Origin of the sequence: Ulvibacterium sp., from assembly GCF_965228935.1 — a bacterium.
In the GTDB taxonomy this organism is placed as follows: Bacteria; Bacteroidota; Bacteroidia; order Flavobacteriales; family Flavobacteriaceae; genus Ulvibacterium.
Map to the genome: position 1 here is coordinate 4,377,206 of NZ_OZ245846.1, position 15,221 is coordinate 4,392,426.

The window sequence follows — 15,221 nt, forward strand, 5'->3', positions numbered from 1 at the left end:
ATGGGTATTGATTATTTTTGTGCATACCATATACATAACTATTGAATCCAAAAAAAATTGTAATCACCGGTGGGCCTAGTACCGGAAAGACTTCGGTAATCGAAAGCCTGGAAAAAATGGGGTTCACCTGTTTGCACGAAGTAATCCGAAGTATGACCCTAGCGGAGAAGGAACAAGCCGGACTGGAATCCTTTGCCATAAATCCTATTGTCTCCGTAAAAGACCCTATCCAATTTAACACACAATTGCTGCAACAACGAATCGCACAGTACAAATCGGTCAAGGGAACCGACCAAGATTTTGTTTTTTTTGATAGGGGTATTCCGGATGTATTGGCCTATATGGATTGTTTTGGCCAGAAATACGACGAAAAATTCACAAAGGCCTGCAAAACATTTCGTTATGATTTGGTATTGCTGATGCCACCTTGGCCCGAAATCCATAATGTCGACAATGCACGATTTGAGAGTTATGAGGAATCCTTACGGGTACATGAATGCCTAAAGAATACTTACGGGCATTTTGGATATGACCTGCAGGTTGTTCCCAAGGATCCTGTAGAGGAAAGAAAGAACCACATATTGAATCTTCTAAATCCGGGATGATGGAAAACCGTCCAAGTAAGCTTCTACAACATTATTGGGGTTTTTCGGAGTTTAGGGGTTCCCAAAAAAGCATTATTGAAGGTGTCCTAAATGGAATGGACATACTCGCCCTCTTACCGACCGGTGGTGGAAAATCCATCTGTTTTCAAGTACCGGCCTTGGCCAGGGAAGGCATCTGTATTGTAGTTTCTCCCTTAATCGCCTTGATGAAAAATCAAGTTGACAACCTTAAAAAAAAGGGTATCAAGGCCATTGCGCTCACGGGTGGAATCCGATTTGAAGAGGTAAGCGATCTGCTGGACAATTGCATTTATGGGAATTACAAATTCCTTTATCTCTCCCCGGAGCGCTTAAAGCAGGAAATGGTACTGGAACGGATACAACGAATGAATGTAAACCTGGTTGCCATAGACGAGGCGCATTGCATCTCACAATGGGGGCACGATTTTAGACCGGCCTATCTGGAATGCACCAAGATAAGGGATCTGCATCCCGACGTTCCTTTTTTGGCCCTGACCGCCACGGCGACGGAAAAAGTAGCTCGGGACATCATTGAAAATTTGCAGTTTAAAGAGCATTCGGTATTCAAGGACTCCTTTGCCCGGGATAATATTGCTTTCAGTGTAATCTGGGAAGAGGATAAGCGCTACAGGCTAAAACAACTCTGTGCCCAGGTCCAAAAGAGTGCCATAGTCTACGTCCGCACCCGACGTTCGGCAGAAGAACTGTCCAACTATTTAAATGCGAATAAGATTGGTGCCACATTTTTTCATGGTGGAATTTCCAATGCGGAAAAGGAGAAAAAGCTGAATTTATGGCTTACGAACCAGGTAAAGACCATAGTTGCCACCAATGCCTTTGGCATGGGGATAGACAAACCGGATGTAGAACTGGTGTTGCATTACCAGATTCCGGATTGTTTGGAGAACTATTTTCAAGAAGCCGGGAGAGCGGGTAGGGATGGCAAGGCTGCGAAAGCAATTCTCATCACCAATAAAACAGATGAAAAGCAGGTAAGGAATCAGTTTTTAAGTGTACTGCCGGACGTTTCCTTTCTCAAAAAAATATACAACCGGCTCAACAATTATTTTCAAATACCTTACGGGGGGGGAAATAACGAAGCTTATCCATTGAACTTCAATGCATTTTGCAGTACGTATCAACTGAATACGATATTGACCTACAACGCTTTGCGTATCCTGGATCTAAATTCGGTCATATCATTGTCCGAATCCTTTTTCAGGACAAGTACAGTTCGTTTCCTGGCGAACAAACAGCACATTCTTGAGTATCTGGAGAAAAACCGTGCCATGGCCGGAGTTGTCCAGACACTATTACGGACCTATGGGGGAGTTTTCGATTTTGACACAAAAATTAATACCGGTCTTATAGCCAAAAAATCAGGGCAAAACGAAGAAAACATTATCCGAATACTGAGTCGATTGGAAAATGATGGAATCATCGAATACCATGCCGTCAATCAAGACTTGAACATACTATTTCTAGTACCTAGGGAGGATGATAGCACCATCCATGTTTTTGCTAAAAATGTAAAGGAACAAAACCGGATCAAGCAAGAAAACGTGGAGCATATGCTCCGCTATATCAATACGGATTCCAAGTGTAGAAATAGGCAGATTTTGGCGTATTTTGGCGAGAGACGTAAGACGGATTGTGGTATATGCGATGTTTGTCTGAGGAGGGCTTCCAAAAATGCTGAGAGTTTGGAATCGCTTTCCGAAGGAATATTGACATTGTTAAGGGAAAGGAAAAGGACATCAAGGCAATTGATTGAAACCTTGACGTACGAAGAGGATAAAATCCTAGAAGTCATAGGGTATCTTTTGGAGGATGGGGAGATACGAATAAATACAAAAAACGAATACGAATTGATGTAATATGGGAAAATTGCGAATTGTCTTCATGGGAACTCCTGATTTTGCGGTAGCCTCGTTATCCAAATTGGTCGAAAGCGGTTATGCCCCGGTGGGTGTAATCACTGCTCCGGATCGGCCGGCCGGCCGAGGTCGCAAACTCCAGGAATCGGCCATAAAAAAATATGCCAAGCAGCATAACATAAGAATTTTACAGCCGACCAATCTAAAAAGCCCGTCCTTTTTAGCCGAACTAAAATCGTTGCATGCCAATCTACAGGTAGTGGTGGCCTTTCGAATGCTTCCGAAAGTCGTCTGGGATATGCCCGAATACGGTACCTTTAACCTGCACGCCTCACTCTTACCCCAATATAGGGGTGCGGCACCGATTAATTGGGCCATTATCAACGGGGAGACGGAGACCGGGGTCACTACATTTTTTTTGGACGAAAAAATAGATACGGGTGAAATCATACTCCAAGAAAAGGTAATAATCAAAGAAACGGATACCGCGGGAGCACTTCATGACATATTGATGCTTTTAGGTGCGGATTTGGTATTGAAGACCATCCAGCAGATTGAAGACCATTCCGTAAAAAGACAGAAACAAAGTAGCTCCCAAAATCTAAAAAAGGCTCCTAAAATACATAAGGAAACCTGCAAAATCGATTGGGACAAACCCATCTTGGAAATCTATAATCACATACGTGGGCTAAGTCCTTACCCCGCTGCCTGGAGCACCCTGATCAATGATACGGCAACTATGCCGGTAAAAATTTATTCAGTGGCCCTGGAGAGGAAGGACCATTCCCATAAAAATGGCCAGATCTTATTTGACAAAAAGGAAATTCGGGTTGCGGTTCCAGGTGGTTTTGTTCAACTTCTGGAAATGCAATTATCCGGGAAACGAAAAATGCAGGCTCAAGAAATCCTAAACGGCCTAAAATTGTCCAAAACTGCCTATATGGCCTAAAGCCCCGCCGTTATTGGGCTGCGAGAAACGTAAAAATTGCCTTACTTTATCAACAAACGTCCCGAGTTATCAACAAAAACGGGGATTTCCCTCGATTTTACTTGTGTTCATGGCAAATCCATATAAATTTGTTGTTAGGTTTTAAAATTATTTTAACAACAATTAATTTAATTACATTATGAACAAAACAGAATTAATCGACGCTATGGCAGCGGATGCTGGCATCACAAAAGCAGCGGCAAAAAAGGCATTGGAGTCCTTCTTGGGAAATGTAGAGGGATCTCTTAAAAGTGGAAACCGGGTTTCTCTAGTTGGTTTCGGGTCTTGGTCCGTATCTAGGAGAAATGCAAGGGAAGGTAGAAATCCTTCTACTGGCAAAACTATCCAAATTGCGGCTAAAAATGTTGTTAAGTTTAAGGCAGGAGCCGATTTGGGGAACGCGGTAAACTAGTTTATACGATTTTACAATATAACAAGGCATCCTGAACTTCTTTGTCTAGGATGCCTTTTTGTATCCGGACTTTTGGTATTTAGGGGAATTGTCTTATTTTAGATAAACAAGTCTATACTACTATGATAGGTCTAAAACCTAAAAAAGGAAAACTTCTTATCGCGGAACCCTCATTAACAGGGGACGTTTCTTTCAATCGTTCTGTTGTGCTCCTCGCTGAACATAATGAGGAAGGTTCGGTAGGATTTATTCTGAACAAACCTTTGGAATACCATATCAATGACTTGATTACGGAAATTACAATCCCTTTTCAGGTGTACAATGGTGGCCCAGTGGAGCAGGACAACCTTTATTTTATCCATAAGGTCCCCCATCTGATCGATAATAGTATAGAAATCTCGGACGGCATTTATTGGGGCGGGGATTTTGAGAAGACGATTAGCCTAATAAACCAAAAGATTATCTCGGAAAATGATATCCGCTTCTTTTTGGGTTATTCCGGTTGGTCGTCCCTACAGTTGGATCAGGAATTGTCCTCAAAATCCTGGATCGTGGTCAAGAACAAATATGAAAGTGCCATTATCCAAAAATCCTCTGTGGCCTTTTGGAAAGAAAAAATGATCGAATTGGGTGGTAACTACCTGCTTTGGTCCAATGCCCCTGAAAATCCAAGTCTTAACTAACCGATAGTACCTAATCGTACCATTGCATTCAGTTTTCCCACTAAGTCCCTGGCTATTTGTGTGGTATATTCTTTTTTTCTGTATTTGGTAACCGGCTGTATCCCCGAGATAGAATTGGTAATGAAAAGTTCGTCGGACTTTTGGAGCTCAAAAGGAGAAATGGACGCTTCTTCCAAGTTATAGCCGTTTAGGTTACCGATAATCTCCAAAAGTTTTTTCCGAATAATCCCGTTTAGACAACCATCGCTTAAAGGCGGGGTCTTGATCGAAGTTCCCTGTACCAGAAAAACGTTCCCGTTCAAGGCCTCGACCACCATTTTATTTTGGTTCAGCAATAGGCAGTTATCATAACCGTTCTCTTGGGCATAAATGCTTCCCGTTACATTGATTAGCCTGTTGCTGGTTTTTAAGGTGGAAAGCAAACCGGTATTCACGTAAAAATCCTTAAAGAGTTCAACCTCAACAGATTTCTCCTCCAAAATATAAAAGGGATGGGCCAATTCCTTACGTTCTATAACATATGAAATCTCGTTGCTTTTGGGCAAATACAGACCCCCATCATTCCTAAAAACGGTGAAACGGATCCTTGAATTTTTCGCGGACGGACCGGCATGGATCGTTTTACGTATTTCGGCTTCCAGGAATTCCATGGTAAATTCCATGGGTATCTCCATACGCAAGATACGCATGGAAGCCATAAGTCGGAGATAATGGTCCTCCCAAAGTAATATTTGCCCGTCTACGGCACGTAGGGTTTCAAAAAGGGAGTCCCCATAGCGGAGTCCCCTATTTTCATGATTTAAAAAAAAAGCATTTTCGGGAAGGAGCGTACCGTTAAAATTGACCATAAAAAAACCTTGAAAAAATCAAGGTCAAATATAGAATTAAATATAAGAAGTCGTTATTGGGATCCCAAAACATGCTTTAAATCGGAAACCTGATTTTCCCAAAGCATTTTAGCCTCATCTACTTCGTCCTCCTCCGCGAAATCCGTAATAAAAAGGGAGACGTCCTTGGTGATTTCATCCACGATGATCTTCATTTCAAAATAGGAATCATCCTCATTTTCTTCCCAGGCAAATTTTACGAACTCATCGCTTTTGCGTTTTAACAGTTTGGCGATTTCCTCGGAACCGTCCCAAATAAAACTGAACATCTCCCCACGGGAGTTGACGTTGTCCGCGAACCACTCCGAAAGTCCCGAGGGTGTGGACAGGTACTGATACAGCAATTGGGGGGAGGACTGTATGACAAATTCAAGTTCAAATTTTATTTTATCGCCCATTACGATGATTTTTTCTTCGGGCAATATATAGATTTCCAAATGATAAAAAAATAAAACCGAGGGAATAATTTGAAGTACCAGAGTTGATAGGCACAAAATTAAACTTTATATTTGCAGCCGTTTTGATCAAATGGCGAGGTAGCTCAGGTGGTTAGAGCGCAGGATTCATAACCCTGAGGTCGGGAGTTCAAGTCTCCCTCTCGCTACAAGGGAAACCCAAGATTTTCAGTCTTGGGTTTTTTTGTTGGGTACAACATAGGTACAACATTTTGTAATAGCTTTAATCTTTTTATAAAGCCAGTTATATTAAGGATTTCGTCGCATAAGGAAGTTGATTAGGGACGGATTTCCATATTTCTTCTTCTCCCTAACCACAAAAAGCACCCGATAGGGTGCTTAGATTTAAAGGCGAATGCAAATTATTTATAGATTTTTTAGTGCCGTAAAAGGTGAATTAACGGAACTACTAAAAAGAACGACAAATGGAACTGGAATAGGATACTTTTCGATTATAGTTAAGCTGTTCCGCAAAACGGCCGTGGTTGTTGCACAACTCTGATATTCATCAATTCTTGCTTTCATAAGCGTTGGGAAATGGGTAACTTATGGTATGCAAGGCAGAAAGAACTACACCGAAAAACTGTTCCTCAGCTTCAGGCTGTCGGACCGTGTTCCCAAGGACAACCTTTACAGAAGGCTCCGCGAAACGCTCGACCTGAGCTTTCTTTACCGGGACACAGAGGAACTATATGGCAGGACGGGCAACCCGTCAATCGACCCAGTGGTCTTCTTCAAGCTTTTGATCACGGGATACCTGGAGAACATAACCTCCGACCGAAAACTGGTGGAACACTGCGGTATGCGAATGGACGTGCTCTACTTCCTGGGCTATGACCTGGACGAAGAGCTGCCATGGCACTCGACGATCAGCAGGACAAGACAGCTTTACCCGGAATCCCTTTTCGAGAAACTCTTCAACAAGGTATTTGCCCTTTGCGTCGACAGCGGGATGGTGTCCGGCCGCACCCAGGCCGTGGACTCGGCCCCGATAAAGGCAAACGCATCCATGGAAAGCGTGGTGCCGAAAATGCCTGCCAGCCCCATGGACGACCACTTGAAAAAAGTGTCGGAAGAAAACGGGGCAACCGGGCAAAAACAAGCGAAGACCGCTTCTCCCGCACATATCTCCGCCCCCGAACACGAGCTGAAGCGTGTGGAGAAACACCACCGGAACCTGAGGGAGGGTCCGGTGCAACTGATGGGCGCATCCCACAAAAAGGCACGCTTGCTGAGCAACAAGACACACTACAACCCCCATGACCCGGATGCCCGCATATCGGTAAAACCGGGCAAGGCCAGAAAGCTGAACTACCTTTGTAGTATGTCGGTCGATACGGCGAAAGGTGTCATCTCCCATATTCAGGCGGACTTTGCCGACGGCAGGGACAGCCAATACCTGAAGGGTATCGGCTTAAAGGTCCAGGACCGTTTAGGACAGAACGAGCTTGTAATGACGGACCTGTTGGCGGACACAGGGTATTCCAACGGCTCCAACTACGATTTTCTTGAACAAAGGAAGCTTACCGGATGGATACCCGTCTTCGGGAAATTTAAACCCGGGATAGAGGGTTTCCCCTACGACAGGGAAAGGGACGAGTACCGTTGCCCGACGGACAGGCCGCTGCCCTTCAAGGGGCTCAGTACCAACAAGTACGGCACTGTGCTGAAAAACTACTGGGCGGCACCAAGGGACTGCAGGGCCTGCCACATGAAACCCCAATGTGCGCCAAAAACGAGGAGCAAAAAAATCGCCAGAACAATCTATGACGAACAATACCTGAGGGCCTACGCCCGACAACACAGCGAAAGGGGCCGGCAAATGAAAAGACTCAGGCAAAGTACAGTGGAACCGGTGTTCGGCAGCCTGACCCAGTTCTATGGCTTGAGAAAAATAGGTGTACTGGGCAAGGCGGGTGCACATAAGGTCATGTTGATGGCAGCAATTGCCTTCAACCTGAAAAAGTACCTCAAGAAAGGGGGAGGGAAACCCTTCATAAGTATTTTAAAGGTCATTATGGATGCCCTACAAGGCTTGCTGACCGATTTTCACTGGTCGATCCAATCGAGACCGATCCTCATAAAGGCATAATGAAAACTACCCTCTTGAGCCTAATTCTTGTTCAAAGACTACTTATGCAACAGCCACGGCCGTTTTATAGGACGTGCCTTTTTATCATTTCGCCAAGCGAAAGCCAAGTGTGGACAATCTCATCGATGGGTCACGACCATTTCTGTCCCTGACCCTGATACTGGTCGCACGATTCCCAAAAGTCCCGCCACGCAGGACCTTGGATTCGAATACCTTGCCAATCTCATCGCAAGGATACGGTATTTTGGCATTGCTGCACCATTCCCAGATATTTCCGCTCATGTCATAGATTCCCAGTTCATTGGGCTTGAGCATTCCAACGGGATGTGGTCTTCCACCCGAATTGTCTGCATACCAGGCAACTTCGCCCACATCATCGCTGCCGGCATAAAGATACCCCTCCGATTTAGAGCCTCCCCTTGCCGCGAATTCCCATTCTTCCTCCGACGGGAGACGAAGAGATTCACCATATTTGTCGTTCACTTTTTCAATGAATTCCTGGATATCGTACCAAGAAACCTGATCTACTGGGCAATCTTCGCAGTCCTTCGACTTGCTTGGATTTTCACCCATGATTTCCATCCAATCCTTCTGCGTAACCTCGTATTTTCCGATGTGAAAATCATTGACGGTCACAGGATGCGGGCATTCATCGGCAATCCTCAGTTCCATAGGACCGCCGTCATCAACATGGTCATCCCCTCCCATCATGAAGTTGCCCCCTTCCACAAGGACCATTTCAAACCCCGATTTCCGACCATCGGACAATATTTTCTTATTTATAAGATCCTCTTTTACCGGTTTGATGATTTCCACGATTTCGATTTCATTGACCAGTGTGGAATCCGGAGAAAGAAAATCCGGATATTGTTTCCTTTTACTCAAGGAAGGGGGAACGATCAGTTTCCGTATTTCCCCTGTTTGCATTCCCCTTACCCCTTGGTCGACCCCTTCGACGGCCTGATTTCCACCGACAAGGAATTTTGGCAGGTTTTCCGACCCATCGGTCGTGTATAGTTCGGTCCCGTCCCTGTAGCCCATTCTTTCATGCACTATTACTTCATCTCCCTCTTTTACCGTTTCCCCGGTTCCGGTTTTTAAGATCTCGTATTGGAGACCGGATTCAAGGGTAATATGGCCTTGATCGTTCTTTTCCTTATCGCGGCAACCGACAATGAGGATAGAACAGATAGTTAAAACAAGAACGGTAGATATACCTTTTTTCATAAGTACGATTTTTTGAATTTGGTCATTCTTGAATAAAGTTATCCATTTGACTCAAGAAACCCGTCCACTACATTATTCATTTCCCGGGAACTACTCCCGTATTCCAAAAGCGTTTGAATAGTCGGCCAATTCGGAAAACTATTGAAACCAGTCATTCCGCTCGGCCCAAGTAGCTATTCTTCCTTCAAGGCTTCCACCGGATTCCTGTTGGCCGCACGGATGGCCTGACCAATTACGGTCATTATGGCAATGGCCATTGCAGCCAGTGCAGCCGAATAAAAGTACGCGGGGTGCAGCCGAACACTATAGGCAAAACCGGAGAGCCAGTTATTGGCCAATAGATAAACGATCGGGAATGCGATGAGCATGGATACCAGCACTAATTTGACGAACTCCCCGGAGAGCATTGCGACGACCTGTACTGCACTTTGTCCAAGCACCTTTCGGATACCCACCTCTTTTTGCCTCCGCTCAGCGGAGTAGACGGCCAGTCCAAAAATCCCGAGGCATGAGATCAATATCGCAAGGCCCGCAAAATATCGGGACAGTACCGCGACCCTTGTCTCGGAGGCGTATAGCTTTTGATAGTCCTGGTCCATGAACCTGAAATCGAACGGAAGATCTTGGTTGTATTCAGCGTAAAGGTCCCTGATGCGATCGATTGCGGCCCTTTCCATTCCGGGCCTGATCTTTACCAAAATATCGATACCGATGGGATAGCATTGTATGATAGTTGGCTTTATCGGCTCATAAAGGGATTCCAGATGGAAATCCTTGGCCACACCGATAATCTGTCGGTCCTGTCCCCAAAGCGTTATGGTTTTGCCTATGGGATCCCGAAGCCCCATAGCTTCGATGGCCTTTTCATTGAAGATGACTTTGAGGGTGTCCGATTTGGACTCCCTGGAGAAGGCCCTTCCCTCGGCCATTTCGATTTCCAAAAGCTGTAACAGGTCATAGCTGCCCTCCAAATTCTTGAATTCGATACGTTCCTGAGGGTCTTTTCCTTCCCAATGAACCGACCCGGTACCGCCATGGAGTCCGAACAGATCGTGCCAAAAGCTTGAGACACCACTGACCTCGGGCATGTTCCGGACCTCGTCCATAAAGGGCCCGCAATTCTTTTCCAGATTTCCCTCCCGTTTAAAGACGATGATGTTCTCCCTGTCGTACCCCAGGTTCTTCGATTGGATAAGATCCGTCTGGCCATGAATAATCAAAACGGATACGATCAAAATTATCGAAATCGCGAACTGAAAGACCACCAATCCCTTCCGAACCCAAAGTTCGCCAGATGATGTTTTCAAAGTACCCTTCAAGACGGCCACGGGCCTGAAGCCGGAGAGATGGATGGCGGGATAGCAACCTGCAATAAGACCCGTAAGCAACGTAATGGTCAAGGCGGGCCATAGGAACTCCAACACCGATGTAAGTCCCAATTGCTTTCCAGTAATGGAATTGAAGCCGGGAAGCATCAAAAGAACGAGCAGCAGGGCCAGCATCAACGAAAAAAGGGCGGTCAGGAGCGACTCGCCCAAGAACTGGAGCATCAAGGTTCTGCGACCGGCCCCTATCGCCTTTTTTATCCCGATTTCCTTTATCCTGCGGGAGGCCCGCGCCACGGAGAGGTTCATAAAGTTGATACAGGCAATGAGCAGTACGAAGAGAGCCACCCCAGAGAACAGATATACATAATCGATCCGACCACCGACCAACTTACCGTTTTCATAATGCCCATGAAGGTACTTATCGGAATAGTTTCGGAGGAACAGGGTGGAGTTCGAACCTTCGTGTTTGGTTGCGATAAAATCCGAAATCTTTTTATTGAACGCTTCCACATCGGCATCCTCCTTCAGGGTGAGATAGGTCCTCGGATTGCTATTGCCCCAATTTTCGAGGTTCTGTACCTCCAAGTTTATGTGAAAGTACAGCTCATAGGGAAACAGGACATCAAATTTTTCGGTGGTGTTTCGGGGAAGTTTTTCAAAGACCCCGTTGATATGGTATGAACCGCTATAGTCCTCCCACTCCCATTCTATGGTCTTTCCAAGAACGTTTTCAGTTTCCGGAAAGAGTTTATCGGCAAGCTCATCGGAGATAACAATACCATACCTATCGGAAAGAACCTCCTCCCTGTTCCCCTGCAACAAATTCCAGGAAAACATCTTAAAATAGGCTTCCCCCACAAATTGGGCATCTGCCTTGAGCTTTTTGTCACCGCGTTCGATGATTCCCTGCCCGGTATGCCAGAAGGGCGGAACCACGGCCACCGCATGTTCCACTTCGGGCATTTCCTCCTTTAGGGCCTGGGCCAACAGTGCCGGGTTGCCCTCATTTGTTCGAATTTCGTTTCCAACGGGATGGTTGCGCATCACTTGATACAACCGATCATCCATTTGATGGAATTTGTCCACACCGACTTCATCGTTGACCCATAGTAAGATCAGCAGTACGCAGGCCAGTCCTGTAGAAAGCCCGATGATGTTTATTAAAAAAGAGCCTTTGTATTTTTTGATGTTTCTGATGGCGAGCAGGAAGTTGTGTTTCAACATGGTCAAAGTATTTGAACTATGGTACCCTCTGGTCGTATATATTGCAAAATCCTCAGATTCGCGATAACATAAGTAACGGCCTATCGTAAAGAGTCGGGAATATCAAAAAAGTTACACCTCAAAGGATAATTTGTGTATGTGCTATAAATCGAAGGTTTTAGAGAACTTGACGGTCTTTTTAATTTCGTTTTAGAACCCTATCATTCACCGAAATGTTCCTCTGGTAAATATACATCAGGGTTATTTGGGGAATCAATTGCCATCGTGAAGGGCAAGCACGAACTTTTCCGTATTCCCGTTGCAAATTCATTCTTGCCCTTATAAATATATAAACTACAATTACGAATTAAATAAGTTTGATTATATTTACTGCAATTACGAATTAAATAAAATGAAAAAGACAAAACTGGGTGAGTTCGAGGAGCTTGTACTGCTCGTAGTTGTAGTATTGCAGGACGACGCTTATGGCGTCCGTATCAAAAAGGAACTTGAACACCGTTTGGGCGAAACACTCAGTGTCGGGTCGATACAATCGGCACTTAAGAGAATGGAACAGAAGGGTTTTTTGACCTCCGAGTTCGGGGAGGCGACCCAAAAAAGGGGCGGAAAGCGTAAAAGGATATATACCGCCAGTCGGCAGGCCCACAGGGTATTGACGGAGATAAGGGAAATTAGGGCAGGGCTTTGGTCATCGATGCCTGAACTTTCAGGACTGTAGGCTGCCATGGAACCATCGAAAGACATTGGACCGCCCAAATATATCCTCAGGTTTTTGCGCTTTTTTGTCAAGCACGACTATCTCGAGGAGATAGAGGGCGATATGGAGGAATTATTTCGGGAGAATATCAAGACTTGTTCCAAAGCAAAGGCCCGAAGGCATTATTTCTGGGAAACCCTAAAATTGCTTCGACCGATAATCATAAAGCGAATTAAAATGAACTTAGTTCCGAACCACTATGGCATGTTCAGGAACCATGTGAAAGTTTCGTTAAGGGGCCTAAGAAAGAATACCCTTTTTTCAGGAATCAACATTTTGGGCCTGACCATCAGCATGGCCGTAGGCATATTGATGATCTTGCTTTTGTCCGAGATTAGTTCCTTCGACGATTTTCATGATAAAAAGGACAATATTTATCGTGTCACATCTTCCAGAAACATGTTCGGTAGGGAGCGTAAGCTGGCGACTGCCTCTATCTTCATCGCGAACGAATTGGATGAAAAAGCTTCGGGAGTGGAAGAAATCGCCATCGTACGCGACGGACTGACCGCAAATATAAAAACGGCTGAAGGTGGAATCGATTTAAAGGGATTCTATTCCTCGCCCTCCTTTTTCGATGTCTTTTCATTTCGGCTTAAAGAAGGAAATCCTCGAACTGCATTGACAGGTCCGAATAGTATCGTATTGACGGAGTCGGCTTTGCGAAGAATTTTTGGCCAAGGGAACCCAATGGGAAGAACGGTGAGCATGTTGACCGGCCCTGATCTGAACGATACCATCAATGGTACCGTAACCGGCATTATGGAGGATCCCCCTTTAAATTCGCATATGCGTTTCGAGATGTTGGTTTCATTGAACACCCTGAAAAGTGGCCCTGCCCCGCCTTCGCGCAGAGCATCGGATTTTTGGACCGATCCACAAAATATTTCCTTGAACTATGTTTATCTCGTACTGGGCGAGGCCGTAAAAAAAGAACAAGTTGAAAAAGTCCTTGCGAACGTCATGGAAGGTATCAATTCCACGACCGAAGACCCGATAACCCATATGCTACAGCCCCTCGATTCCTTCGTTACGGGCGAAAGCAGTCTCCTTGAAAACCTGCCTGGGCCATCTTTTCCCCAGAACAGGATTTTTCTCATGGCACTACTGACCTTTATCGTGCTTTTATCGGCCTGTTTCAACTATACCAATCTATCATTGGCCAGGGCGTTGCGCCGCTCCAAGGAAATCGGTATCAGAAAGGTCATCGGTGCATCCCGTCTTCAGGTATTCGGTCAGTTTGTCGTCGAGGCGGTGTTATTGGCCTTGATTGCCCTAATCCTGGGACTGGGCCTTTTCTTCTTGATCAAACCGGAATTTCTGGCTTTGCCCAATCCGGCGGCCAGGGGTTATCGAATGTTTTCGTTGGATATGGAATATATCCACCTGCTTTACTTTGTGGCATTTGCCATTGTTACAGGCTGTATCGCAGGTTTCCTGCCCGCCGCTATCCTATCGAAGCTCAATGCCAATATCATTTTCAAGGATGCGGGCAAGATCAAGGTATTCTCCGGAACCGACCTTAGGAGGGTTCTAATGGTGTTTCAGTTTATCCTTTCCATAGGCCTCATCATGTGCGCGGTACTTGTCCATAAGCAATATAGGTTTGCCGTGGATTATGACTTGGGGTATGATACCGAACAAATCGTGAACGTCAATATAAAGGGGGACTATATCGATTTGCTCGAATCCGAATATGGAAAAATTCCGGAAGTGGAAAGAATATCAAAATCCTCCATGGTATTGGGCACCGGTGGAGCGACCATGGGATTGGCCGAATCTGTGGACAGAAATAGTTCCATACGATTTTTGGTCAATGAAATCGACAAGAATTATCTGGACATGCACAAGTTTGAGATACTGGCAGGCACTGGATTCCCTGACGATTTAAGGGAGGGCGAAGACCGGGAACATATCATCGTAAACGAAGAATTCCTAAAGGGTCTTGACCTTGGCCCTCCCCAAGAGGCCATTGGCAAGAACATCTGGTACAACGGCGACCGATTAGGGATTTTAGGCGTGGTAAAGAACTTCGTGAACATGTCCCTCACCATGGATCTGGAAAAGGCCTTTGCATTCGTTCGGCCCACCGCCTCCGAAAGATACGCGATATTGGGAGTAAAACTCAATGGCAAGGACTTGACGGCTTCCATGGAAAAATTGAAAAACGGGTATCTGAAGTTTGACCCTATCCATCCTTTCGAAGCTTCGTTCTACGATTCAAAAATTGAGGAGACCTATCAGCAGCATAAAGCGACCTATACCATAATTTCCTTTTTGGCCATACTTGCAATTTCAATATCGACACTTGGTTTGATGGGTATGGCCGTTTTTACCGTGGAAAGCCGCAAAAAGGAAATAGGTATTCGAAAAGTCTTGGGCGCTAGTATCGGAAATTTGACTTTGTTGTTGTCCCGTGGTTATTTTAATGTTATTTTATTAGCGGGATTGATTGCAATTCCCATTTCGTTATATGTGGTGGATAGATTTGTGCTGAATGAATTCCTCTATAGAACAACAATAGGAGCAGCGGAAGTACTCTCAGGTTTTCTCATCGTTTTTGTAATAAGTGCACTTACCGTTGGCAGGCAAATCATAATAGCTACAATTAGGAACCCTGCGGATACGCTGAGAACGGAATAAGATTCCAAAGTTTTAGAAAACT

The 15,221-nt window shown here is 45.1% G+C and carries 12 protein-coding genes and 1 tRNA gene; 9 read left to right on the forward strand and 4 right to left on the reverse strand.

The features are described 5' to 3' along the window. Positions 1–41 precede the first annotated feature (41 nt). The 5 genes from ACO06Y_RS18500 (at position 42) to ACO06Y_RS18520 (ending at position 4,586) form a co-directional block, all read left to right on the forward strand. The gene (locus ACO06Y_RS18500) at positions 42–605 is read left to right on the forward strand and encodes an AAA family ATPase (RefSeq protein ID WP_422080514.1); all 564 of its coding nucleotides are present in this window, start codon (positions 42–44) and stop codon (positions 603–605) included. Beyond that, positions 602–2,503, forward strand: coding sequence for a RecQ family ATP-dependent DNA helicase (locus ACO06Y_RS18505; RefSeq protein WP_422080515.1), 1,902 nt, complete (start codon positions 602–604; stop codon positions 2,501–2,503). The genes ACO06Y_RS18500 and ACO06Y_RS18505 overlap by 4 nt, the downstream gene beginning before the upstream one ends. A gap of 1 nt (position 2,504) precedes the next feature. Next, the gene (gene fmt, locus ACO06Y_RS18510) at positions 2,505–3,452 is read left to right on the forward strand and encodes a methionyl-tRNA formyltransferase (RefSeq protein ID WP_422080517.1); all 948 of its coding nucleotides are present in this window, start codon (positions 2,505–2,507) and stop codon (positions 3,450–3,452) included. A 178-nt stretch (positions 3,453–3,630) separates the two neighbouring features. Beyond that, positions 3,631–3,903, forward strand: a complete 273-nt coding sequence (locus tag ACO06Y_RS18515; protein ID WP_120710976.1) for an HU family DNA-binding protein — start codon at positions 3,631–3,633, stop codon at positions 3,901–3,903. A gap of 122 nt (positions 3,904–4,025) precedes the next feature. After that, positions 4,026–4,586, forward strand: coding sequence for a YqgE/AlgH family protein (locus ACO06Y_RS18520; RefSeq protein WP_422080519.1), 561 nt, complete (start codon positions 4,026–4,028; stop codon positions 4,584–4,586). Here the strand turns inward: ACO06Y_RS18520 and ACO06Y_RS18525 are convergent. Next, a complete protein-coding gene (locus ACO06Y_RS18525) occupies positions 4,583–5,434 on the reverse strand; it encodes an aminotransferase class IV (RefSeq protein WP_422080520.1) in 852 nt (283 codons plus the stop codon). The two genes, ACO06Y_RS18520 and ACO06Y_RS18525, sit on opposite strands and share 4 nt — an antisense overlap. 53 nt (positions 5,435–5,487) lie before the next feature. Beyond that, complete coding sequence (locus tag ACO06Y_RS18530) at positions 5,488–5,871, reverse strand: START-like domain-containing protein (RefSeq protein WP_422080521.1); 384 nt, start codon at positions 5,869–5,871, stop codon at positions 5,488–5,490. Between the two features lie 132 nt (positions 5,872–6,003). Between ACO06Y_RS18530 and ACO06Y_RS18535 the strand changes: the two genes are divergently transcribed. Both ACO06Y_RS18535 and ACO06Y_RS18540 read left to right on the forward strand, forming a co-directional pair. Next, positions 6,004–6,077 (forward strand) — tRNA-Met (locus tag ACO06Y_RS18535). Between the two features lie 404 nt (positions 6,078–6,481). Continuing rightward, a complete protein-coding gene (locus ACO06Y_RS18540; protein ID WP_422080522.1) occupies positions 6,482–8,020 on the forward strand; it encodes an IS1182 family transposase in 1,539 nt (512 codons plus the stop codon). 84 nt (positions 8,021–8,104) lie between these two features. On the opposite strand, the gene ACO06Y_RS18545 is transcribed toward ACO06Y_RS18540, so the two are convergent. Further along, the gene (locus ACO06Y_RS18545; protein WP_422080523.1) at positions 8,105–9,247 is read right to left on the reverse strand and encodes an SUMF1/EgtB/PvdO family nonheme iron enzyme; all 1,143 of its coding nucleotides are present in this window, start codon (positions 9,245–9,247) and stop codon (positions 8,105–8,107) included. Positions 9,248–9,420: 173 nt separating this feature from the next. Further along, entirely contained in the window at positions 9,421–11,799 is a 2,379-nt protein-coding gene (locus tag ACO06Y_RS18550) for an ABC transporter permease (protein ID WP_422080524.1), read from the reverse strand. Positions 11,800–12,190: 391 nt separating this feature from the next. On the opposite strand from ACO06Y_RS18550, the gene ACO06Y_RS18555 reads away from it, so the two are divergent. Further along, complete coding sequence (locus ACO06Y_RS18555; RefSeq protein ID WP_422080525.1) at positions 12,191–12,517, forward strand: PadR family transcriptional regulator; 327 nt, start codon at positions 12,191–12,193, stop codon at positions 12,515–12,517. Between the two features lie 6 nt (positions 12,518–12,523). Further along, the gene (locus ACO06Y_RS18560; RefSeq protein ID WP_422080526.1) at positions 12,524–15,199 is read left to right on the forward strand and encodes an ABC transporter permease; all 2,676 of its coding nucleotides are present in this window, start codon (positions 12,524–12,526) and stop codon (positions 15,197–15,199) included. Positions 15,200–15,221: the final 22 nt, after the last annotated feature.